24 protein-coding genes and 2 pseudogenes are annotated in these 20,752 nt (G+C 57.2%); 7 read left to right on the forward strand and 19 right to left on the reverse strand.

Translation table 11 applies throughout. The features are described from left to right. Positions 1-20 precede the first annotated feature (20 nt). Genes ACZ1HH_RS14090 through ACZ1HH_RS14130 form a run of 9 tightly spaced genes read right to left on the reverse strand, consistent with a single transcriptional unit; the run spans position 21 to position 4,607 of the window. Positions 21-530 carry a flagellar basal body-associated protein FliL gene (locus tag ACZ1HH_RS14090; protein ID WP_472636940.1) on the reverse strand — a complete coding sequence of 170 codons (510 nt, stop codon included), beginning with the start codon at positions 528-530 and terminating at the stop codon, positions 21-23. Positions 531-541: 11 nt separating this feature from the next. Further along, complete coding sequence (gene flgH, locus ACZ1HH_RS14095) at positions 542-1,279, reverse strand: flagellar basal body L-ring protein FlgH (protein WP_011540271.1); 738 nt, start codon at positions 1,277-1,279, stop codon at positions 542-544. Continuing rightward, positions 1,279-1,695: a flagellar basal body P-ring formation chaperone FlgA gene (flgA, locus tag ACZ1HH_RS14100; RefSeq protein WP_416367622.1), complete on the reverse strand. Its 417-nt coding sequence runs from the start codon at positions 1,693-1,695 to the stop codon at positions 1,279-1,281. Before flgA ends, flgH begins: the two co-directional genes overlap by 1 nt. Further along, positions 1,696-2,481, reverse strand: a complete 786-nt coding sequence (gene flgG / locus ACZ1HH_RS14105; protein ID WP_011540273.1) for a flagellar basal-body rod protein FlgG — start codon at positions 2,479-2,481, stop codon at positions 1,696-1,698. 9 nt (positions 2,482-2,490) lie between these two features. Further along, complete coding sequence (locus tag ACZ1HH_RS14110; protein ID WP_011540274.1) at positions 2,491-3,207, reverse strand: flagellar hook-basal body complex protein; 717 nt, start codon at positions 3,205-3,207, stop codon at positions 2,491-2,493. Further along, on the reverse strand, positions 3,207-3,485 hold the full coding sequence (locus ACZ1HH_RS14115; protein ID WP_011540275.1) for a flagellar biosynthetic protein FliQ: 279 nt from the start codon (positions 3,483-3,485) through the stop codon (positions 3,207-3,209). Before ACZ1HH_RS14115 ends, ACZ1HH_RS14110 begins: the two co-directional genes overlap by 1 nt. A 3-nt stretch (positions 3,486-3,488) precedes the next feature. Beyond that, positions 3,489-3,785, reverse strand: a complete 297-nt coding sequence (gene fliE / locus ACZ1HH_RS14120) for a flagellar hook-basal body complex protein FliE (protein WP_011540276.1) — start codon at positions 3,783-3,785, stop codon at positions 3,489-3,491. Between the two features lie 23 nt (positions 3,786-3,808). Continuing rightward, positions 3,809-4,201 (reverse strand): flagellar basal body rod protein FlgC, encoded by a 393-nt coding sequence (flgC, locus tag ACZ1HH_RS14125; protein ID WP_011540277.1) that lies wholly within the window; start codon positions 4,199-4,201, stop codon positions 3,809-3,811. Between the two features lie 16 nt (positions 4,202-4,217). Then, a complete protein-coding gene (locus ACZ1HH_RS14130; RefSeq protein ID WP_416367623.1) occupies positions 4,218-4,607 on the reverse strand; it encodes a FlgB family protein in 390 nt (129 codons plus the stop codon). A gap of 88 nt (positions 4,608-4,695) precedes the next feature. Here ACZ1HH_RS14130 and ACZ1HH_RS14135 point away from each other — a divergent pair, with 88 nt between their 5' ends. The 4 genes and pseudogenes from ACZ1HH_RS14135 to ACZ1HH_RS14150 all read left to right on the forward strand — a co-directional run. Then, positions 4,696-6,024 (forward strand): FliI/YscN family ATPase, encoded by a 1,329-nt coding sequence (locus tag ACZ1HH_RS14135; RefSeq protein WP_472636941.1) that lies wholly within the window; start codon positions 4,696-4,698, stop codon positions 6,022-6,024. A gap of 162 nt (positions 6,025-6,186) precedes the next feature. Further along, the gene (locus ACZ1HH_RS14140; protein WP_487320316.1) at positions 6,187-6,315 is read left to right on the forward strand and encodes a transposase; all 129 of its coding nucleotides are present in this window, start codon (positions 6,187-6,189) and stop codon (positions 6,313-6,315) included. Between the two features lie 20 nt (positions 6,316-6,335). Continuing rightward, positions 6,336-7,593 (forward strand): annotated as a pseudogene (locus ACZ1HH_RS14145) (IS3 family transposase). Further along, positions 7,536-8,581 (forward strand): annotated as a pseudogene (locus ACZ1HH_RS14150) (IS3 family transposase); the annotation flags it as partial. The pseudogenes ACZ1HH_RS14145 and ACZ1HH_RS14150, both read left to right, overlap by 58 nt. A gap of 188 nt (positions 8,582-8,769) precedes the next feature. Here ACZ1HH_RS14150 and ACZ1HH_RS14155 read toward each other — a convergent pair. The 6 genes from ACZ1HH_RS14155 to ACZ1HH_RS14180 all read right to left on the reverse strand — a co-directional run bounded on the left by ACZ1HH_RS14155 (position 8,770) and on the right by ACZ1HH_RS14180 (position 13,303). After that, positions 8,770-10,722 (reverse strand): DUF1217 domain-containing protein, encoded by a 1,953-nt coding sequence (locus ACZ1HH_RS14155; protein WP_011540282.1) that lies wholly within the window; start codon positions 10,720-10,722, stop codon positions 8,770-8,772. Beyond that, positions 10,719-11,123, reverse strand: coding sequence for a flagellar biosynthesis repressor FlbT (flbT, locus tag ACZ1HH_RS14160; RefSeq protein WP_005607958.1), 405 nt, complete (start codon positions 11,121-11,123; stop codon positions 10,719-10,721). The genes ACZ1HH_RS14155 and flbT overlap by 4 nt, the downstream gene beginning before the upstream one ends. A gap of 2 nt (positions 11,124-11,125) precedes the next feature. After that, positions 11,126-11,497, reverse strand: coding sequence for a flagellar biosynthesis regulator FlaF (gene flaF, locus ACZ1HH_RS14165; RefSeq protein ID WP_011540283.1), 372 nt, complete (start codon positions 11,495-11,497; stop codon positions 11,126-11,128). An 86-nt stretch (positions 11,498-11,583) separates the two neighbouring features. Beyond that, positions 11,584-12,432, reverse strand: a complete 849-nt coding sequence (locus tag ACZ1HH_RS14170; protein WP_011540284.1) for a flagellin N-terminal helical domain-containing protein — start codon at positions 12,430-12,432, stop codon at positions 11,584-11,586. Between the two features lie 215 nt (positions 12,433-12,647). Beyond that, positions 12,648-13,016: a flagellar protein FlgN gene (locus ACZ1HH_RS14175; protein WP_011540285.1), complete on the reverse strand. Its 369-nt coding sequence runs from the start codon at positions 13,014-13,016 to the stop codon at positions 12,648-12,650. Then, positions 13,013-13,303, reverse strand: a complete 291-nt coding sequence (locus ACZ1HH_RS14180; protein ID WP_011540286.1) for a rod-binding protein — start codon at positions 13,301-13,303, stop codon at positions 13,013-13,015. Before ACZ1HH_RS14180 ends, ACZ1HH_RS14175 begins: the two co-directional genes overlap by 4 nt. A 125-nt stretch (positions 13,304-13,428) precedes the next feature. Between ACZ1HH_RS14180 and ACZ1HH_RS14185 the strand changes: the two genes are divergently transcribed. Genes ACZ1HH_RS14185 through ACZ1HH_RS14195 form a run of 3 tightly spaced genes read left to right on the forward strand, consistent with a single transcriptional unit; the run spans position 13,429 to position 16,613 of the window. After that, positions 13,429-15,015 carry a flagellar hook-length control protein FliK gene (locus ACZ1HH_RS14185; protein ID WP_472636942.1) on the forward strand — a complete coding sequence of 529 codons (1,587 nt, stop codon included), beginning with the start codon at positions 13,429-13,431 and terminating at the stop codon, positions 15,013-15,015. A gap of 4 nt (positions 15,016-15,019) precedes the next feature. Beyond that, entirely contained in the window at positions 15,020-15,715 is a 696-nt protein-coding gene (locus ACZ1HH_RS14190; protein ID WP_168610444.1) for a flagellar hook capping FlgD N-terminal domain-containing protein, read from the forward strand. 49 nt (positions 15,716-15,764) lie between these two features. Next, a complete protein-coding gene (locus ACZ1HH_RS14195) occupies positions 15,765-16,613 on the forward strand; it encodes a phosphotransferase family protein (RefSeq protein WP_487320317.1) in 849 nt (282 codons plus the stop codon). On the opposite strand, the gene ACZ1HH_RS14200 is transcribed toward ACZ1HH_RS14195, so the two are convergent. The 4 genes from ACZ1HH_RS14200 to ACZ1HH_RS14215 are packed head-to-tail and all read right to left on the reverse strand — an operon-like array spanning position 16,610 to position 20,749. Then, on the reverse strand, positions 16,610-17,917 hold the full coding sequence (locus ACZ1HH_RS14200) for an NAD(P)/FAD-dependent oxidoreductase (protein ID WP_472636944.1): 1,308 nt from the start codon (positions 17,915-17,917) through the stop codon (positions 16,610-16,612). The two genes, ACZ1HH_RS14195 and ACZ1HH_RS14200, sit on opposite strands and share 4 nt — an antisense overlap. Next, on the reverse strand, positions 17,914-18,732 hold the full coding sequence (locus ACZ1HH_RS14205) for an ABC transporter permease (protein ID WP_472636945.1): 819 nt from the start codon (positions 18,730-18,732) through the stop codon (positions 17,914-17,916). The genes ACZ1HH_RS14200 and ACZ1HH_RS14205 overlap by 4 nt, the downstream gene beginning before the upstream one ends. Further along, a complete protein-coding gene (locus ACZ1HH_RS14210) occupies positions 18,729-19,610 on the reverse strand; it encodes an ABC transporter permease subunit (RefSeq protein WP_011540292.1) in 882 nt (293 codons plus the stop codon). The genes ACZ1HH_RS14205 and ACZ1HH_RS14210 overlap by 4 nt, the downstream gene beginning before the upstream one ends. Then, positions 19,610-20,749 (reverse strand): ABC transporter ATP-binding protein, encoded by a 1,140-nt coding sequence (locus tag ACZ1HH_RS14215; protein WP_193339819.1) that lies wholly within the window; start codon positions 20,747-20,749, stop codon positions 19,610-19,612. The genes ACZ1HH_RS14210 and ACZ1HH_RS14215 overlap by 1 nt, the downstream gene beginning before the upstream one ends. Positions 20,750-20,752: the final 3 nt, after the last annotated feature.

A 20,752-nucleotide genomic window follows, 5' to 3' on the forward strand; every position in this document is an offset into this window, starting at 1 on the left:
GGGGCTTGCCGATCTCTGGGTCAGACGTCTTGACGGGTGATATCAAGGATCAATACGTCGACAACGTCTTTACCGAGGAAGCGGCGCGCTTCTTCTCGTAGTGAAGTGCGCAGGGGGTCGAGGATCTCCGATCGGGTGAAGGCGCCGCGGAACCCACCCATATTCGCATGGTCAAACAAAACGCGCAGGAAGACATCGCGCAGTTTGGGCTCATATGTGTGTACTTTGCCCGACAACCCAGGCTTGGTCTCAAGGCTGAGCGACAAGACCACCATCGCTGTCATCTGGTCGCGTTCGACCACTGGGATTACAAACTGGTTCTTGATCTTGATGAACTCGTTCTGCTCGGTCGGGTCCTCTTCTTCCTCCGCTTCAGAGTGATCTTCGCCAGCCTCATCAGTGGCCATATCATGCGCGTCACCCTTCGCGGCGACCTCTGTCATCTCCGGTGCGGGCGCCAGCATGATGCCAGCGCCGATGCCACCGCCGATGCCCAGGATCAGCATGAGTATGGGAAGCAATTTCGCCATTATAACCTCCTTTAGAACGGCAGAACGGCGTCTAGAACCTGCTGTCCATAGCGCGGTTGCTGCACGTCGGTGATTTGACCACGTCCGCCATAGGACACACGAGCCGAGGCAATCTTGTCATAGGTGACTTCATTTTGGCGGCTTATGTCGTCGGGGCGCACATAGCCAGACACCAGCAACTCGCGCAGTTCGAAGTTGACGCGGAGTTCTTGCGATCCGCTGATGGCCAGCACGCCATTGGGCAGCACATCCACAACTGTCGCTGCAACACGCAGTTCGAGTTTTTCACTGCGGCTGACAGAGCCGCTTCCACCCGAAGAAGACGTGCTTCCGAGGTCAACCAGGTCTGCGCTGCTTGCGCCTTCAGGCAGCCGTTCATCGAGGCGCTGAGGCAGGCCAAGGAGCTGTGGCACCTGCAGGCTTTCGGAGGAGTTCCGAGAGCGTTGTGTATCGTTGGAGATCGAGGCCTTCTCGTTGATTTCGATCACCACGGTAAGAATATCGCCCTTTTTGGTGGCTCGACGATCCCCCAGCAGCGAGCCGCGAGACCCACTCCAGAGTGAAGCGTTGTCAACCGCCCGCGGCGTCTGCGAGGATACAGGCAGGCCCTGATAGAGCATGGCCACATGTTCCTGAGTTTCGTTTGCAGGGGTGAAACTCGGGGGTTTGCCCAAGTGATCCATGCGTGCGCACCCGCCAACAAGGCTGAGGCCGAGGACTGCACATTTGACTGCGAGAAGGGGTTTCATCAATTTACCTCAATATTTCCGTCTGCCCGGATGCGGCCAGTGACCGTCGTGCGCGAGGACAGGTTCATAACGCGGATCAGCTCGCCTTCCGCGCCGCGGCCGAGGGACCGACCTTCGGTTGTGATTTCGAGCCCACCGTGGCGGAAGATCAGTTTTACCAAGTCGTTTCGATCCACGAGCGCAGGCGGTCCGATATCGCCAGCGTGGATCGGGCGGCTGGCATAAAGTGCAATGCGTGCCTCCTGCCCAATGATCTCGTTGGGGCTGCTCAACGCGCCGGGCGACTCGACGTTTTTGAACACGAGGTCGTCGGCGGTGATCACTTCCTTTGCCCGTATGGTCCGGACCGGCACGAGAATGTCGGCCAGCGCGGATTGGGCAAAGAGAATCCCGATGAGAAAAGGCAGGAGTTTCATTTAGCGCACCTGTGTGGTTGCCGACATCATCTGATCGACAGCGGAGATCACCTTGGAGTTCATCTCGTATCCGCGCTGGGCTTCGATCAGTTCGGTGATCTCGCGCACGGCATCAACCGAGCTGTCTTCCAAGTATTTCTGGCGCAGGAAACCGATCCCATCAGCACCAGGTTCGGTGGTGTTGGGCTGGCCGGAGGCCTCGGTCTGCTTGAAGAGGTTGCCCCCCATCGCCTCAAGTCCCTTGGGATTGGTGAAACCAGAGAGGGTGAACTGGCCCAGAAGCTCCGCTTCGATGGTGTCGTTGAAATATGCGTAGACCTCGCCCTCGCCGTTGATGGAGATGGATTTAGCATCCTCGGGAACGGTGATTTCCGGTGAGACCGGGTAGCCATCATTGGTAACGATCAACCCTTCGGCAGAGCGTTTGAAAGACCCGTCACGGGTGTAGGCGGTTTCGCCAGAGGGCAGCGTCACCTCGAAGTAGCCGTTTCCATCAATCGCGAGATCGAGTTCATTGCCGGTTTGCGACAGCGCACCTTGATTGAGGTAAACAGAAACCGCAGCCGGCCGGACGCCGAGGCCAACCTGAACCCCCGTGGGCAGCACCGTGCCATCGGAGGCATTTACCGTCCCGGCACGGGAGATCTGCTGATAGTGCAGGTCCGCAAATTCCGCGCGGCGCGCGTTGTAGGCGGTGGTGTTCATATTGGCCAGGTTGTTGGAGATCGTTTCAACACGCAGTTGCTGCGCGCTCATCCCCGTGGCGGCAATTTTAAGTGCACGCATGGTTATCTCCTATGATTTCATCAAGTTGTCGATGGCCGAGCGGATGCGCTTGTCTTCGTGATCGAGGAAACTCTGCCCCATCTCGTAGGCGCGCTGGACCTCGATCATCCGAGCCAGTTGGTGAATGGTGTTGACGTTGGAGCCCTCAAGAAACCCCTGAAGGACTTGCGCCCCTGCAGCTGGCAACGTCTCGCCTTCCACCCGGAACATCACACCGTCTTCGCGCAGAATCTGAGCGTCTTCATCCGGCACAAAGAGACCGATCTGACCCAGCTGCTGACCATCGGCGCTAAGGGTACCGTCGGCGCCAAATGAAATGCTTTCGGCGCCGCCCGGCACAAACATCGGTGCCTGCCCGGCGTCCAGAACCCGGTATCCGTCCGCAGTTACAAGATCGCCTTCGGCGTTCGGGGTAAAGTTCCCCGCGCGTGTCAGCCTGTTGCCAGCTGGGGTTTCCACCATGAAAAAGCCCTCACCTTCGATCGCAAGATCAAATGTGCCGTTGGTCTGGTTCATGGTGCCCTGCTCGAGCGAGGTGTTGCGAATATTCGCGCGCCCCATCGACAGGCTTTCCTGACCGGGGGCCGACTTGACGTATTCCGAGAAGATCAGCCCTTCGGAGCGATAACCTGTCGTCGCAGAGTTCGCGATGTTATTGGCCACAGCCTGCATCTCGTTCAGCAGACCTGATTGGCGCGATAAAGTCGTGTAGCCGATAGAACCCATTACAGTCCTCCAGTTCCCTGAATCAGGGGAATTACGTGACCGGTAAAGAAGGCGACGAGCGTCTGAGTCATCGTGGCCATCGTCAGCCAGAAAACGACAAGAATCCCCGCAAGCTTAGGAACAAATGTCAGCGACATTTCCTGGATGGATGTCAGCGCCTGAAACAGGCCGACCGTAAGACCGATCACCAGAGCTGCGATGAGAATGGGCAGCGACATGGTGATCGCCGCCAAAATTCCCTGGCGCAGAGTATCGTAGAAAATGCCTTCGGTTAGCATGGCTTAGACCGGCATCCGCAGGATTTCCTGATAGGCTTCAACGACCTTGTTGCGCACCGTTACCGCGGTCTCAACGGCCAGCTCGGTCTGTGCGAGCGCCTGAACAAGCTGATGCGGATCTGCGCCGCCTGTCATGGCTTGCACCGACACTTGCTCGCTGTGTGCAAGTGTATTGGTGAAATCCTGAAAGCTGGTCTTGGCCTGCTCCTGCAGGGAAGTCGGATTGTAATCCGGGTCAACTTTGGTTGCCGGACGTGCAGCGGCATAGCCGGAGGTGGCGGTAAGCGAACGAATATCCATTCTGGATCTCCAATCTGTTCAGGTTAGCGGCGTAAAAGATCCATCAGGGACGACGACATTTGTCGCGTCTGATCGAACATTTTCAGGTTGGCCTCATAGGTACGCTGCGCTTCGCGCGCGTCCGCGATTTCGATCATCAGATCGACATTCGACCCCTCGTAGTGACCGGTTTCATCGGCCAAAGGGTGGGAGGGATCGTAAACTTGCTCCAGTTCGGTGCGGTCGAGTGACACCCGACCAACTCTGACTTGGCTCACATCGGTTTCCAGATCACGCACGGACTGGAAGGACACCGTTTTACGGCGATACCCCGGAGTGTCCGCGTTGGAAATGTTCTCCGATACATGGGTAAGTCGCGCCGCCTGCGCGCGCAGGCCACTCGCTGTCACGGACAGGGATTTGGAAAAGTCGCTCATATCTCAGTCTCCTTGATTAGCTACGGCCAAGGCTGGCGCGCAGGATGTTCATGGACGAGCGGTAGATGGCCAGCGCGCGATCGTGCTGCCGCTTGGCTTCGATCCCGTTCAGGATCTGCTCTTCCAGTGAGACGGAGTTGTTGTTGGGATCTACGGACGACTCGTCGGTTGTGACGGCCCAATCAAACCCGGAACCATTGACGCCATTGATGTGCGACCCGCGTGAAGCGATCATGTCGCCCTGCGCTTCGCTCGCAGCAAAGACCTCTTTGAAAGGTTTGATATCCTTTGCGTGATACCCTGGAGTATCCGCATTTGCGATATTTTCCGATACAAGCGCCTGACGCTTGCCTGCATGGGTCGCCATGGAATAGGCGATATTAAAAACATTCAGTCTTTCGAACACCGGGGCTTCTCCCTCGATCAATTTCAATCAAGGCTTAACCCTGATTCCTTTAGAAATTGTTTTCAGAGGAATGTTGGAGAACCCGCAGATGATGAAATCGATCCAGGCGCTCAGCCAAGAACTGGCCAATACTCGCCTTGCCGCGCCCATGGGCCGGGTGACAGGGATTTCAGGTGGCGAGATCGAAGTCTCAGGTCTGGAAAGCCAGGCGCGGATCGGCGATCGGCTAACCCTGAGACGCGGTAAGAAAGACGATCTGCATGGCGAAGTGCTGGCGATTGGTTCAGACCACATTCGTATGTTGCCCGATACTGCCCCCGAGCGTGCCTCCATCGGGGATGCGGTCCTTTTGTTCCAGACGCCCGAGTTCGCCCCGGATGACAGCTGGGTTGGCCGCGTCATTGATCCCTTTGGGGAGCCTCTGGATGGCAAGCCCATGTTGCGCGGGGTCGAGAGCCGGGACCTGATGGAAAGCCCGCCCAAAGCCGCTGCGCGGCGCGGTCTTGGTAAACGGCTCTCGACGGGTCTTGCCATTCTCAACACCGTGCTTCCGATTGTAACGGGGCAGCGGATCGGTCTTTTTGCCGGGTCTGGCGTGGGTAAATCTACCCTGATGGCGCAGCTGGCGCAGAACATGGAAGCGGACGTCGTCGTGATGGCGCTGATCGGGGAACGCGGGCGCGAGGTCAATCACTTCGTGAAGGAAGTGCTGGGGCCCGAAGGTATGAAACGCGCAGTTGTTGTCGCTGCGACCTCAGACCAATCCGCGCTCGTGCGTAGACGCTGCGCATGGGCGGCGATGTCTGTTGCGGAGCACTTTCGGGATCAGGGGCTGAATGTGCTGTTCATGGCCGATTCGATCACGCGATTTGCAGAAGCGCATCGTGAAATTGCTGTCGCCTCGGGTGAAGCCCCGGCGCTTCGCGGGTTTCCGCCGTCGGTTACACCCCTGATTACGGGTCTTTGTGAACGCGCCGGACCGGGGCTTGATGGTCAGGGAGACATTACTGCTGTCTTTAGCGTTCTGGTTGCCGGCTCAGACATGGACGAACCGATTGCAGACATTCTACGCGGGGTTTTGGACGGGCATATTGTGCTCAATCGCGAAATTGCAGAACGAGGACGATTCCCGGCGATTGATGTCTCGCGATCAGTCTCGCGCAGTCTGCCTGCCGCAGCGACCAAGGAAGAAAACGAGATGATTCTGGCTGTACGGAAGTTCCTCGGTGCCTATGAACAGTCTGAGGTTATGATCCGTGCGGGTCTGTATTCTGAAGGCAATGATCTTGTACTCGACCAAGCTGTAAAAATCTGGCCAGAGCTAGATTCTTTCTTTGGTCGCAATGAGCTGGATGGAATCAAGGGCAGCTTCAATCGCTTGGCCCTGTTGCTCAGACGCGCAGGTGGCGGCCGGTAGCGGGCACCATACCCGGCTGGTCCTCACCGCTCCGCATGAGGGGACGCGCACACAAAAATGCCGCCTTCAACGGGCGGCATTTTCTTGCGAGGATTGATCTGCCTTCCGAAACTTCCCTCGCTCTGATGTAGAGTTTGCTCAACCTTTTGAAGAAGCAAACGAATGCGAAAGAGCCGTTTCACGGAAGCCAAGATCATTGGGACGATCAAAGAACAAGAAGCTGGGATGCCGACTGCGGAGGTGTGCCGCAAGCATGGCCTGAGCCAGGGCACCTTCTACAAATTGATGTGATCCCCTGAAAAGTCCGCAGTCTGAAGTTTGCCTGTTCTCCAAACGACGAGACAAACGATGAGAAAAGCCGTTTTAGCGAAGAGCAGATCATTGGCATCCTGAAGGAGCACCAATCCAGGATAGGCGCCAAGGAGCTTTGCCGGAAGCATGGCATCAGTGATGGCACGTTCTACAAATTGCGCTCAAAGTATGGCGGCATGGAAGTGTCGGAGGCCAAGCGGCTGAAGGCGCTCGAAGCCGAGAACGCGAAGCTCAAGAAGATGCTGGCGGAACATATGCTTGACGTTGGCACGCTCAAGGAGATGCAGGGAATGGAAGCAGGCGATCGCCATGCGTTCGAATGAGCCGGCGGACTCTTCTGAAGCCCGGTTCAAGGCGACGCGCTGTGGACTGGGCCATGCCAAAAAACTACAACCAGCGGCTGGCCTGTGCCTTGGCCGGGATTGATCCGCGTGTCTATAGGCGACGACCATCCAGACCGGAGGAGACAGAACTCCGAGAGAGGCTGAAGGAACTGTGCGGGGAACGTCGGCGCTTGGGCTATCGGCGGCTGCACCGCCTGCTGGGGCGAGAGGGCTGGCAGGTGAACTGGAAGAAGATAAGATTTACCGCGAAGAATGCCTGACAGCGCGTAAGCGTGGTGGTCGCAAGCGAGCGATTGGAACGCGCGCGCCCATGGCGATCCCGCAGGGGCCGAACCAACGATGGTCCTTGGACTTTGTCTCAGACAGCCTTTCAGATGGGCCCCGGTTCCGTGTCCTGTGCGTCATCGATGACTTCAGCAGGGAATGCCTGGCCTGCGTGGCCGACACCTCGCTGTCAGGGCAGCGCGTGGGACGAGAACTTGATAACACCGTCCGAACGCGTGGTTATCCCTGCATCGTGGTCAGCGACAACGGAACGGAACTGACTTCGAGCGCCATTCTGAGATGGCAGGAGGATCGAAAGGTCGAGTGGCACTACATTGCGCTTGGAAAGCCTATGCAGAACGGCTTTGTGGAAAGCTTCAACGGCCGCCTACGGGACGAGGGTCTTAACGAGCACCTGTTTGCCAACCTGCGCCATGCCAGAGGACTGATCTCGGCTTGGCACACCGACTACAATCACCACCGCCCCTACATGAGCATCGACGGGCTCACCCCGCGGGAGTATCATCAACGGTCAGTAAAGGACCAAACCCTGAACAGAGCGAACAAAAAAACGCGGACAAGACGGGGAGCACGTCAAAATTCAAGTCCAAATACGGCGGCATGGAAGTGTCTGATGTGGCTAAGCTGAAGGCGCTGGAGGATGAGAATGCCACGCTGAAGCGTCTGCTCGCGGATCAGATGCTGGACGACGTCGTGTTGAAAGGCTTTCTGGGAAAGAGCTGACGACGCCAAGCGAACGGCATAATGCAGCGCTCAGGGCGATGCGGGAACATGATATCTCGCAGCGTCGGGCGTGCAGGCTCGTTCGTGTCGACCACAAATCTGTCCGGCGCGCGTGCCCGCCGGACAATCCTGAGATACGCAAAGAGATGAAGGCCATTGCGGCCAAGCGGCGTCGGTTTGGCTACCGGCGGATCGGCGTGACGTTGGAACGTAACGGAATGATCATGAACCACAAGGAGCTGTATCGGCTCTACACTAAGGAAAAGCTTGGCGTCAGACGAAGACGGGGTCGAAAACGGGCGCGGGGATCGTGAACACCGATGCCGGAGGCTCTGAGGCCCGGCGAACGCTGGTCGCTGGACTTCCTGTCTGACATGTTCGGCGCATCCCGACAGTTCCGTATCTTGGCGATCAAGGATGATTTCTGTCGCGAGAACCTGTGTCTGATGGCTGACACCAGCATCTCGGGCGCAAGGGTGGCGCGGGAACTGGATGCGCTTGTCCGGCTCCATGGCAAGCCCGCCAGCATCGTCAGTGATAACGGAACCGAGTTCACCAGCCGGGCAATCCTGAAATGGGACAACAATAACTATGTCGACTGGCATTACATCGACCCGGGCAAGCCGCAGCAGAACGCTTTCATCTACAGCGTCAACGGCAGCCTGCGCGATGAACTCCTGAACGAGGAGATGTTCGACAGCCTGGACGATGCAAGGCGTAAGCTGGCGCTCTGGCGATACGACAACAACAATGTCAGACCGCACTCATCTCTCGGGAACCAAACGCCCGTAGAAGCGCGCCGGACGCTTGAGCAATTTTAGGGCTCCCCGCTCGGCGCGCGTGCCCAAACCGATGACCAAGAATATGAAAAAACCCGCAAACTCTCATTATAAATGAGGGAGCCTCGGGGGGCAGGTCAATTCGGTTGCCTGTTGAGCTATTTATCATCCTCATAGACCTGAGGCGCCTCATCTACTCACACTCGTTGGAGACTACCACCAATGAAGTGTGAAGTCGCGGGGGCCTGGGAAGATGCGCCAAGCGCCCAGACGGATCAGGGCGCTTGGGGAAATGATGGATGTTAGCCGCGCAGCATCATGAGGGCGGCGCTGCCGGAGCTATATCCGCTGCTGAGATTGTTCATCTGCGAGCGGGTGAGATACATGTTGACCAGCTCATCCATCTTGTCGCCAGAGATGAATTCCGAGGGTTTGTCGGTCCCCAGAACTTGTTGTGCCTTGCGCTTGTAGACCTCGACAGCCTGGTCAATATCCATTTGACCAACCTCTTTGGGCAGGCCCAACGCGACTTGCATGAAGTCGGTCATCGCCTGCTGGCCCATGATCGTGAACCACTGCGAATTGGCGCTTGGACCATTGTCTTCATCATTCATCGTGCGCAGTTCTTCGAGAGCTTCTTCAAACGCTTTTTCAGCATCGGTATCGTCGCTCTGGAACAAGGTGTTTAGTTCTCGCTCGGCGATATCGGAATAATAGGTAATGAAGAATTCGCTCTCACCCGCAGCTTCCGCGTTGGTGCGATAGGCATCGTTCACTGCGCCGATTTGATACGGGCCGGTCAGCTCTTTGAGGTCAGCGGTCCCAAACAGTTCAACCGCTTTATCTTTGTAGATTGTTAGCTGCTCGTCGATCGTCAGGTCCGAAAAGATTTCACCCGGCGCAAGCGCAGAGGACACATCAAGGGCCGTGTTCAAGAAGCGCGGGACGCCGGTTTGACCCATGACACTGTACCACCCGGCATCTATTTCCGCGGTTGCCGCGGCATCCGCATCACCACCATCGATCGCATCCCCCTGATTGTAGGAGAATTTTAGGATGGTCTCAGCCGTGCGCAGATTGGAAGAGATTTCGCTACTGGAGAGACCAGCGTTCGTGGCATTTTCCCGATAAACTTCGAGTGTTGCATCCAAGTTTGCTGCACTAGCAAAGACATTGGGGTCATCTGTGCCAAAGGCTTCAATGGCTTTTTCACGATAGATCCGCATGGCTTCGCTGGTCTCTCGTGTCGCGATATCGTCAGGCAATTCCAGAGCGGTTTTCATAAACTCCGCCAGAGGTTCCTGCCGGGAGATGAAATCCCATTCTTCATTCAGCGCGGCATCGCGAGAGATCATCTGATCCAGGATGTGTTCTGACAGTTCCGCAGTCTTTGCGGTTTCAGCTGCATCATCCCCGTTCACGGTTGCACGGGTTTTAAAGGCGGAAATGATTGTGTCTTTGTTCTCGGCCGAGAAGAAGACCGTTGGATCGTCGGTTCCAAAGATAATCTGCGCACGTTCTCGATAAAGCTGGATGCGTTCGTCGTCTTCGAGCCCAGCGGCACCTGCAGAGATTCTGAGTGTGGTATCAAAGAATTCTCGAAGCGTGTCGCGCTCGATAATATCTTCCCACTGGTCCTCGACAGAGGTCACACCAGGGACATCATCGTCTTTGCCGTTGATCTCCTTCATGGCGAGGTCAAACTCGCGAAGGGCGCGTTCTCTCACGCTCAGCTGCGATACGTCATCCTCGTCCGGCTCGCCAAAGACCTCGATCATGGCCCGTTTGGCAAAGAGCGCGGTGCGCATCGTTTCATCGACTTCTCCCACCGCTTCCTCGAAGGAGGCAGACTGGAACTTGTCGATCACCGCTTGCATTGCTTTGCTGTCGCTGGTCATCGGTGATTGACCCGGGCCGAATCCAAAGGCGTTGGAGAATTCGACGTAGCGCTCGTCATTCATTGTGTTGGCAAGCGCATCGCTGGCAGAGGTGCCTTCGTTGAGCGCGCGCTGCAGCAACGCCCGGTAGTTGATTTCCTCTTCCAGACCAAACGCCTTAACCGCCACCTGAAGCAGGCGGCGGTCATTAAGCAAGTCTTCGCTGGACGTGACTTCGCCGATATTCTCGGCGAAGTACTCACTGTCATTCTTCAATTTCCCGGACTGGACAAACGCATCGTATTGCCGGTCATAGGTCGATTGCAGAAAATTCCAGCCCGCAACCCCAGATGATGGAATAAGCGGTGTAAATGTCATTGGGCTCTCACGGCCATGAGCCGCTCCTCCCGTGGCAGCAACGCCCGCAGTGCCTTCAGGCACCGATAATGGTTGTTGCTGATCACCGCTTCGGTTGCTTCAGAGAGGGCTGCACGGCTGTCCGGATCCGTAAAGACCTGGCTCAGCTCTTCAATGCGGCGCAACATTGGCAGGCGATCTTCTTCTGGATCGACGTCCCCAGAGAGGACAAGTTGCGCTGCATAGCAGACCCGGCGCACCGGCGTATTCGCTTGTTCTGGATGAATCGCATCTCTGAGGCGCAGGATATGCGCATCAGGGGTGACGATCGACAAGCGACTGCGACGATCTCCGTTTTCGATGACGGCTCCGTTGACCAGAACACGCTCTTTGGGGGCGAGTTTAAGGACCAATCCACTCATTTTCAGGACGCTCCGCTTCTAAGGCCACGCATGATGGCCGTGTTGATTTCTACCAGCGGCTGAACTGACGCCTTACGGGCCAGTACTTTGCTGGTGTGTTCACGCGTGAAGCGGGCCAGATGAAACAGACGTTGTTTCAGCTCGGTTGGCAGCTTGTTGCCTTCCTTGGCCAAATCCGAAGTGAAGAGAGTCCAGAGTTTACGGTTATCGGAAACCGCTGCGACAAGATCCTTGAAACCATCCGAGCCCTTGCTATCCGCCACGATCATACGATGCGTGATGCGGGCTAGGATCTCATATTCGGTGTTCCGTGCTGTACGGGTGGGGGCTTTTGCCGCCGCATAGGCGCTCTTCGCCTTTAGAAGGGCATTCACGTGTTATCCTAACGTTTTATTTTCACTGATTCACAGAGAAGTAAGGCGGCCGGGGCGCCATTGAACGCCCCAGCTCAAAGGCGATGTTAGCGGAAGAGCTGCAGCAGCGTGCCCGGCGCTTCATTCGCGATCGTCAGCGATTGAACTGCAAGTTCCTGCTGCGTCTGAAGGGCCGAGAGACGTGCGGAGGCTTCTTCCATGTCGGTATCTGTCATGGTCGACACACCCATGGTCATGGAGTCCACGAGGTTGCTTACAAACTCGGACTGGTCGTCAAGGCGCGCGGAGTCAGCACCCAGAGCAGCAGCACCAGTGATCGCAACCTGAAGCAGCACTTCAATTTCACCAAGGGCTGTGGCAGCCGTTGTCGTGTCAGTGATCGAAGTCAGCGAAGCGGAGAGGTTCAGGCTGGATTCGAAGTTCACGGAGTCGACGGTGATCTCGACAGCGGTAACGGTACCGCCGGCGCCTTCACGGTCGAGAGACGCCAGAACGCCCACGCCGGTCGATCCATTGCCGTCCACATCAAATGCCAGCAGGTTCGCACCATTGAACTGCGCAGCAGAGATGATCGCAGCCACCTGATCAACCTTGGAGGAAATATCGTCCTGGATTTTGGCGTGGTCGACGTTCTCGGATTGAGCGGAAACAACCAGCTCTTTGATTTCGGTGAGCTTCTCAACGATTTGCTCGGCACCTGCAGAGGCAACCGCGACGGTTGCTTCGCCGATGGACAGGCCTTCTTCGATCGCTTCGAAGCCCGCAATGTCGGATTCCATGGTTTTGGAGATCGCCCATACGGCTGAGTTGTCTTTTGCAACTCCGATTTCCTTACCGGTGGAGATGGCTTTCTGGGTGTCGTTCAGATTGTTATTCACAGACTTCAGAGTCTGCAGAGCAACCATTGCACCATTGTTCGTCAGAATGCTGGACATAGCATGAGTTCCTTTGATTTGGAGCGCTTTAGCCCCTGATTTGGTAATCCCAGCTCCGATACCGGAGCTCTCTCTGTCGTCATTCTGACCGTGCTTCACCTTGCGGTATCCGCGCCACCTCGCTCGAGATGCAAGGTGACATTGCCGTATTAGATGCTAAGAGAGTGCTAATGGTGCAATTTGCATTTTTAAAATTGTCCCGACCTCCAAAACCGTTAGGCGCGCTTCTCTAGTTTGAGGCTGCCCGTGGTGGCAAAGCTGGTCCGCTGACCCGAACGATTGTAGACATCCAGACCCTTTCGAACCTTGCGGAGCTCAGCCATACGGTTTGCCACGGCTTTAATGCCCTGCATGGCGCTCCCCAAGAGGGCCTGGTTGCGCGACACCTTCGATTGCACCGAGTCCAGCGCCCCATGGTCGATATCGGTCATGCTGTTGAGCTGGTCGAAGAGGTCTTCTTTTCTCGCCAGAATACCTTCAAGTTTATCGAGTTCCCCATTCGTCAATGCACCGCGTTCCTCTTCGAGGAGTACGTCAAGAGCATCGATAATGGCTTGCGGGGTCTGATCAGTAAGTGCGCTCATTCTTGAGAGTCCTTCAGTGAGTTGTAGATTGATTCTGCGAGTCCGATGCCGCCGGCCTCTGCCATGGCGCGGGCTTGCTCATTGACCAATAGACCTGCGAACTGGTCTTCGCCGGATCCACCGCCAAAGGCTTCGGGCGCTTTGCCAAGCCCGGCCGCTTTGAGCATTTCGGAGAGAAAGGAGGCTTCGAGGTCGATCGCAGCCTGTCGCAAGGCCTGATCCTTGGGGTTGGAGGCCTGCGCAATGGGGGCCGCCGCAGAGGGCGTCGAAACATGTGTTACGGGCATTTTGCCTCAGTCCTGATAGTGTGTCGAATTCTTCGATATTTTTCACTTTGACGAAAACCGGTTAAAAATGCCGTAACCGATTTCATTTATTCAGGGTTCACACGAGATAGAACATCCGGTGGATCATGATTGATAAAATCCTTACGACACAGTCTGTTGGCAGTACGTCAACTGAGTCGTCCAAGCGAACGGAGCCCGCGCGCCAAGGCGGTGATTCATTCGAGTCCGTTCTTGCCCGCGAGGCAAAAACAAAAGACAAAACCAAGACCTCTCCGGATGTCGAGACTCCTTCTGGCGCAGAGCATGACGACAAGGCTTCTGACGCTGAGAATAACGCGAAGGCCACCGCAGCTGACCAGCATGCGAAGGGTGAGGAATCGCATCCAGAGCAGGACGCGGGTGAAACGTCCCTGGTTGCTCCGGACGAAAATCCTGAGAGCGAATGGGCAAGTGTCATCGACACCGCAACACAGTCCGACGTCGAGGAAGCCCTGGACGAGGCGCTCCCCGAGTTTGATACATCCGCAGAGGATTATGCGCAGGCGGATGTGGCAGAGGGTCAGGCAGTTGCTGCTGCAAGCGCCACTCAGGTGTCATCTGATCAATCTGCAAAGGGCTCCGGCGATCAGGTGATGCGCGCGGGCGCCCCTGTGACGCATGGCTCTGCCACTGACAAAGCGGTGGAGGTGGCCATAAAAGGTGCTGCCTCGGCTGAGGCTGATGCCGAAATGAATTCAATGGAGGCGGCGCGTACGGGGCTCTTGTCAGATAAAGACGAACGTCTCGGCACATCAGTTCTCTTGGAAACACATCGAGATGGGCGACGCCAACAGCTTGTGCCCGGAACAGTCGGCGCGATTGCTGCCGAAAAAGGTGCGCAGCCGCCTGCGCAGGCACAGGCTCAGACCGCTCTGGAGGCGCTGAAAACAGCGGCGCCCACATCTCCTCCGGGACAGGAGAAAGCCGCTGAAGCGCGCATCCGTGATATACCATTGACCGCAGCTCAGGCACAGGCCGCGGCTTCCACAGCGACTGCGCGCGCGCCAATGAACAGTGGTGATACCCGCCTTTTGCACCCTGCGGCCTCGGGGAGTGCGCAGGCCTTGGCCTCCGCGCGCTTCCAGATGAGTGATACGGTCCTCAAGTCAAGCTCCGCCGTGGTGACCAGCCTGATGGGAGCAAATGATGCAGGACGCGTAGGAGAGGACGTTCTGACGCAACGCGGTGCGGAGAGCTTTGCGTTGCCACAACTTTTGGCGGAGGCCTCCGTCAGATCTGGAGCATCCAGCTTTCGCGCCGAAACGCCCCGGCATGTTGCGCAACAACTGGCAGAGGCCGTAGCGACGGGCGGCAAACGCAATGTGGATGTCACACTGAACCCGCGTGAGCTGGGCCATGTGAACATGCGGGTGATGACAACAGAAATGGGCGTCATGATCACCATCAACGCCGAACGTCCTGAGACCGAGGACCTGATGCGTCGTCACATCCAGGATCTTGCCCGCGAATTCAAGGAAATGGGCTTCACCGATATCTCTTTCCAATTTGGCTCTGACACCGACGCCGGTCAGTCAGGGGAGGGAGAGAGCAGTCTTGGGGGCAACGGATCCGAGCAGCAAGGCGAGGGCGATGCCCTTGAAGCCGCTCAGTCCGGTCTTCCGATATCACAACACTTGAACATCTCGGCCGATGGCCTGGACATGAGGATTTAAGAGCATGACCACAGCAGTAACGGGTGTTGGCACCCAGCAAACAACGACAGCTGGTGGGACGGCTGGGACGCAGTCGGCGACAAGCGCGCTCACCTCGGATTTTGAAACTTTCCTGAGGCTGATGACCACGCAGGCAAAATACCAGGACCCGCTCGAGCCGATGGATTCGTCGGATTATACCGCGCAGCTAGCGCAGTTCTCCTCTGTCGAGCAGCAGGTTCTGACCAATGAAACCCTGACAAGCATGCTCACCGCGCTTTCTCTTTCCAACATGTCTCAGCTGACCGGCTGGGTTGGAAAAGAGGTGCGGGCGCAAGCAGCCGGCTATTTTGATGGTAGCTCTTCGGTTTCGATTGCACCGAATCCTGCTGCTGTCGCGGATAAGGTCGAGATGATCATCTATGACGACCAGGAAGCAGAAGTCGGCCGCGTGGATCTGCCGGTCTCTGCCGAGCCTTATCAGTGGAATGGCGAAGACGGTGATGGCAACACCTTGCCTGAGGGCTCCTACAGCTTTGTGATCGAAAGCTCCTCCAATGGTGAGGTGATCCTTTCCGAATTGGCCGAGGTGTACGGACGCGTGGAAGAGACCCAGAATGTCGACGGTGAAGTGGCCTTGATCCTTGAGAGCGGAAGCGCCATCCTCGCGACCTCGGTGACGGCGCTGCGTGATCCAACCAGTTCGTCTGGCAATTCCTGATTTGCGACGGTAACCGGGCCTTCTAATCGCCAAGGAGGCGGGGGATCCGGTGAGCGGAGCTATTTTGTCAGGACCTGAGCCAAAACCAGATCAGGATGATATTGAAACAGCCCTATTTCGCCATCTGGCGCAGCAGGGCTGGTGTTTGTCTGCCCCCACGCCACTGGCGGGGGGGCGTAGCAATCACGTTTGGCGCGCGGGGGACAAGGTCGTAAAGCTCTATCGCAGCGATGCACATAACCCGCTTTTCGCAAATGACCCCGATCGGGAACGAGCGATGTTGCGGGCGCTGAGCGGCACGGGCATGGCGCCGCGTTATGTGGCGCATGGTCTGTGGCAAGGTCAGGCGTGGCTGATGTACACACATGTCTGTGGTGCGCGTTGGGAGAGCGATCCCAGCCATGTTGCGCGGATCTTGAGCATTGTACACGATCAGGCCAAACCCCGAGGGTTGCCATTTGGATGCAACGGGTCTGAGGCGCTTGCGCAGCAGACCCGACAGATTGTGGCGGCTGCATCGCAGGGCACGACGCTTTTGGACCGGGCGCCCCAAGGCGTCGTGCCGCCAACCTCGCAGCTTTGTCTCATTCATGGCGACCCGGTGCCGGGGAATATCGTGGCGCACAATGGGACTCTGGCGTTGATTGACTGGCAATGCCCCCAACTGGGAGATCCGGCAGAGGATCTGGCCTTGTTTTTGTCGCCTGCAATGCAGCTCACGTATCGCGGGCGAGTCCTCTCTCGGCAAGAGGAGGCGGAATTCGTCACGGCTTATCCGCATCCGCGGGTTGTCGCGCGGTATTACGCGCTAAAGCCATGGTTCCATTGGCGGATGGCAGCCTACTGCGCGTGGCGTGGTGAGACGGACGCGCGGGATCTGGAGCTTGCGGAGATCTAGTCCAAAAGACTCAACAGCCCGTAGGCCGGTGGCATCAGCAAGCGTCTCGCGCGCCCCAATGGAAAGCGTGGCATGCGCTGCATCACCTTTGAATAGGGCATCTCGGGTGTTCGACCTTCTACAAGTTGCGCCAACAAAGCGCCCGAATAGCTGCCCATGGCAACGCCATTGCCATGATAGCAAAGCCCGGCAAATAGGCCTTTGTGTTCTGGGACAGGGCCGACAAAAGGTACAAGATTTCTGGAAAGGCACACCATGCCGGACCAGCTATGAGTCGTCTCGATATGTGACCAGGCAGGAAACAGCCGTTCGAAATGGCGACGCAGCAGTGATCGGATTTCGGCCTCGGACCGCGGAGAGGACATCAACCCACCGCGCATTCCAAAGAGAAAGCGTCCGTCAGGCATCAGCCTGAAATAATGGAGCATATGGCGCGTATCATATGCCATCTGCGCTGTGTTCCAGCCCTGAGTAGCCTGCTCTTCTGCCGTAATGGGGCGGGTCACCATGACAGTGGATTGCGTAGGCATGTAGCGGCCCGCCAGCCATTCGGGCAGATTCTCACTTGAATAGCCATTTGTGGCGATGATCATCTGCGGGGCGCTCAGACGGCCACCGGGGCATACGGCATGCCAATGCGAGCCGTGTTGTGTCACCTCGAGCGCAGGGCTGTTTTGAAAAAGTAGGGCCCCAGCGGCCTGCGCGGCCCGCGCCAGACCAAAGAGATACTTGCGAGGATTGAGAGCAAAGCCGACCGGCGTGGTCAAAGCGCCATGGAAATTTCCACCAAACCCTCGCTCTGCCAAGTCCGGGGCATCTATGAAGGTCGCCCCTGACGTCTTGGCCTCCATCATCAGCGTTTTGCGCGCTTTGGCGGAATGCGCCATCACGGTTTCGCCTTCGGAGTGGGTGTCGGCACTGATCCCATGGCGGGCGATCAACTGTTCAACCAAGTGGACCGCGGCTTCTTCGCTCGCCTGATAGAGCTGCGTTTCCCGGCTGCCGTGCAGGCGTGCCATCGCGCGCGGCCCGAGTTTCGCACCACCGAGACAGCAGAAGCCGCCATTGCGCCCGGAGGCTCCCCAGCCGGGTGTCTCGGCTTCGAGTACGGCAACACTCAGCCCCGCCTCGGCGAGATGCAGTGCAGCCGAAAGCCCGGTGAAGCCGCCGCCAATGATCGCCACATCGACGCTCTGTGCGCCTTGAAGTTCTGGCCAGATGGGGGTGGGGCAGGTCTCATCCCACCAGCAGTTTCTGCGAGGACCTGCCCCATAGGCGTAGTCGCCGAAGATACGACGCATCATGTCGTGCGCACGGCTTCTTGTTCTTCGCGACGCTGTTTGACCAGTGCGCGTTTGCTGACAAGGGACGCGCTGATCACACCAACCGTCACAATCGCAATCATGATCGTAGAGAGCGCGTTGATCTCCGGGCTGACACCAAGGCGCACAGCCGAGAAAATCTTGATCGGCAGGGTCGTGGCTGCAGGGCCCGTGGTGAAGGATGCAATCACCAGATCATCGAGCGACAGCGTGAAGGCAAGGAGCCAGCCCGAGACCACCGCCGGCGCGATGATCGGCAGCGTGACAAGCCGGAAGGCCTGTGCCTGCGAGCAGCCCAGATCTAGCGCCGCCTCCTCGAGCGAACGGTCAAATGTTGCGAGGCGTGAAGACACGACGACAGACACGTAGCACATCGAGAAGGTGGTATGTGCCAGTACAATGGTGAGCACCCCGCGATCGAGCCCGATGCCGATGAACAACAACAGGAGCGACAGGCCGGTGATGACTTCGGGCATTACCAAGGGCGCATAGATCATGCCCGAGAACAGGGTCCGCCCCATGAAGCGCCCGCCGCGGATCATGACATAGGCCGCCATGGTCCCCAGAACGGTTGCGATCGTGGAGGAGAAAACCGCAACCTTGACGGTCACCCATGCTGCTTGAAGCATAGCCTCGTTTTGCATCAGTTCGCCGTACCACTTGATCGAGAACCCCGCCCAGACGGTGACCAGCTTGCTTTCGTTGAAGGAAAACAGAATCAGGATCAGCATCGGGATATAGAGAAAGGCGAATCCCAGCGTCAGCGAGACCACATTGAAGGCGCTTAGGCGTTTCATGTGTCACCCTCCTGCTCTTTTTGCTGGTTGCGCTGGAACAGCACGATCGGCACCACGAGAATCAGCAACAAGATAACCGCCACTGCGCTCGCCACCGGCCAATCCCGGTTGGAGAAGAACTCCTCCCAGAGCACTTTACCGATCATAAGCGTGTCAGATCCGCCCAGCAGGGACGGGATCACGAATTCGCCCATCGCCGGGATAAAGACGAGGAAGCAGCCTGCGATGATACCGCCTTTGGATAGGGGAATCGTCACGAGCCAAAAGGCCGAGAGGCGCGAACAACCCAGATCTTCTGCAGCTTCGATTAGGCTGTCGTCCATTCTCTCGAGCGCGGCGTAAATCGGGAGAATCATGAATGGCAGGTAGGTGTAGACAATGCCGATGTAGACGGCGGTTGTGGTATTCAGGATCTGGAGTGGCTCTGACACAAGTCCGGTCCACATCAGGAACTGGTTGAGAAATCCCTCGTTCGACAGAATGCCCTTCCAGGCGTAGACGCGGATTAGGAAAGAGGTCCAGAACGGCAAGATGACCAGCATCATCAACGTCGGGCGCCATTCCTCGGGCGCGCGGGCCATGCCATAGGCAATTGGGTAGCCGACGATCAGGGTCAAGAGCGTTGAGGTGAGTGCAATCTGAAGGCTGCTCAGGTAGGCTTTCCAGTAGAGATCGTCTTCGAGAAGCCAGGTGAAATTCTCAAAATCGAGCTCAGCAAGGAATGCGCGGATACCCTCTGCCCAGTCAAACTGCGGAAAATAGGGCGGGCGAGCGATGGCTGCATCCGACAGCGAGATTTTGAGGACGATCAGGAACGGCACCAAAAACAGGGCCAAAAGCCATGCATAGGGGACGGCGATCAGGAAAAAACGGCGCATTATTCCCCCAACAAGACACCGCCGGTGGCTGTCCAGGACAGCCAGACGGTGTCTTCCCATGTGTAGGCGCGACGGGAAATCCGGCGCGTATTGGCCGTTTGAGCCTTGATGACATCCCCGGTGGGTAGCTCGACGTGATATGTCGAAAGGTTACCGAGATATGCAATGTCGAGGACCTTGCCCTGAACAACATTGTCGGCGGCTTCAGGCTTTTCTGAACTGATGGTCACTTTCTCGGGGCGGATGGCCAGATGTGCTTTCTGGCCGTCAGAGATCTTGTTGGGCGATTTTACAGTGAGCGGGGCTGCGCCCTCACGCCAATGCAGAGCGTAGCTATCTTCGCCCGTGGCAGTTGCCTTGCCCTCGATAAGGTTCACGTCGCCAATGAAATCAGCAACATAGACTGAATTCGGGGCCTCGTAGATGTCGGCGGGGGTTGCGACCTGCATCACCTTGCCATTGTCCATCACGGCCACACGGCTTGCGACGGTCATCGCTTCTTCCTGGTCGTGGGTCACGATGACAAATGTGGTGCCGGTTTTTTCCTGAATGTCCATCAACTCGAACTGCGTTTCTTCGCGCAGTTTCTTGTCGAGCGCCCCGAGAGGCTCATCCAGAAGCAGCAGTTTTGGTGCCTTTGCCAGACTGCGGGCCAGGGCAACCCGCTGCCGCTGACCTCCCGAGATCTGATGAGGTTTGCGACGTGCAAATTTTTCGAGTCGCGTCAGGCGCAGCATCTCGTCGACGCGTGCGTTGATCTCATTGCGGGGCAGGCCTTCGCGCTTGAGTCCAAAGGCGATATTCTCCCAAACGCTGAGATGCGGAAACAGCGCGTAGGACTGGAACATCATGTTGACCGCGCGCTGGTTTGGGGGGACGGGGGCGATATCCTGCCCGGCCAGAAAGATCTTTCCCTCTGTCGGTGTTTCAAACCCGGCCAACATTCGCATCATCGTGGTCTTGCCACAGCCAGACGGCCCCAGAAGCGCAAAGAACTCACGCTCGTAGATGTCGATTGTCAGGTCGTCGATTGCGGTGAAATCGCCAAAGCGTTTGGTGACATTCTGGAACTGAATCAGTGGCTTAGCCTGTGGGTCGGTCCAGGGTTCGAATACCGGTATTGCCAAGTTTTCCCCCATGCG

This window comes from Epibacterium sp. HA2-3, from assembly GCF_055693725.2.

Coding starts and splice junctions, on each gene's coding strand:
- ACZ1HH_RS14090 (WP_472636940.1), bottom strand. CDS start 530: ATGGCGAAATTGCTTCCCATACTCATGCTGATCCTGGGCATCGGCGGT.
- flgH (WP_011540271.1), bottom strand. CDS start 1,279: ATGAAACCCCTTCTCGCAGTCAAATGTGCAGTCCTCGGCCTCAGCCTT.
- flgA (WP_416367622.1), bottom strand. CDS start 1,695: ATGAAACTCCTGCCTTTTCTCATCGGGATTCTCTTTGCCCAATCCGCG.
- flgG (WP_011540273.1), bottom strand. CDS start 2,481: ATGCGTGCACTTAAAATTGCCGCCACGGGGATGAGCGCGCAGCAACTG.
- ACZ1HH_RS14110 (WP_011540274.1), bottom strand. CDS start 3,207: ATGGGTTCTATCGGCTACACGACTTTATCGCGCCAATCAGGTCTGCTG.
- ACZ1HH_RS14115 (WP_011540275.1), bottom strand. CDS start 3,485: ATGCTAACCGAAGGCATTTTCTACGATACTCTGCGCCAGGGAATTTTG.
- fliE (WP_011540276.1), bottom strand. CDS start 3,785: ATGGATATTCGTTCGCTTACCGCCACCTCCGGCTATGCCGCTGCACGT.
- flgC (WP_011540277.1), bottom strand. CDS start 4,201: ATGAGCGACTTTTCCAAATCCCTGTCCGTGACAGCGAGTGGCCTGCGC.
- ACZ1HH_RS14135 (WP_472636941.1), top strand. CDS start 4,696: ATGATGAAATCGATCCAGGCGCTCAGCCAAGAACTGGCCAATACTCGC.
- ACZ1HH_RS14140 (WP_487320316.1), top strand. CDS start 6,187: ATGCGAAAGAGCCGTTTCACGGAAGCCAAGATCATTGGGACGATCAAA.
- ACZ1HH_RS14155 (WP_011540282.1), bottom strand. CDS start 10,722: ATGACATTTACACCGCTTATTCCATCATCTGGGGTTGCGGGCTGGAAT.
- flbT (WP_005607958.1), bottom strand. CDS start 11,123: ATGAGTGGATTGGTCCTTAAACTCGCCCCCAAAGAGCGTGTTCTGGTC.
- ACZ1HH_RS14170 (WP_011540284.1), bottom strand. CDS start 12,432: ATGTCCAGCATTCTGACGAACAATGGTGCAATGGTTGCTCTGCAGACT.
- ACZ1HH_RS14175 (WP_011540285.1), bottom strand. CDS start 13,016: ATGAGCGCACTTACTGATCAGACCCCGCAAGCCATTATCGATGCTCTT.
- ACZ1HH_RS14180 (WP_011540286.1), bottom strand. CDS start 13,303: ATGCCCGTAACACATGTTTCGACGCCCTCTGCGGCGGCCCCCATTGCG.
- ACZ1HH_RS14185 (WP_472636942.1), top strand. CDS start 13,429: ATGATTGATAAAATCCTTACGACACAGTCTGTTGGCAGTACGTCAACT.
- ACZ1HH_RS14190 (WP_168610444.1), top strand. CDS start 15,020: ATGACCACAGCAGTAACGGGTGTTGGCACCCAGCAAACAACGACAGCT.
- ACZ1HH_RS14200 (WP_472636944.1), bottom strand. CDS start 17,917: ATGATGCGTCGTATCTTCGGCGACTACGCCTATGGGGCAGGTCCTCGC.
- ACZ1HH_RS14205 (WP_472636945.1), bottom strand. CDS start 18,732: ATGAAACGCCTAAGCGCCTTCAATGTGGTCTCGCTGACGCTGGGATTC.
- ACZ1HH_RS14210 (WP_011540292.1), bottom strand. CDS start 19,610: ATGCGCCGTTTTTTCCTGATCGCCGTCCCCTATGCATGGCTTTTGGCC.
- ACZ1HH_RS14215 (WP_193339819.1), bottom strand. CDS start 20,749: ATGGGGGAAAACTTGGCAATACCGGTATTCGAACCCTGGACCGACCCA.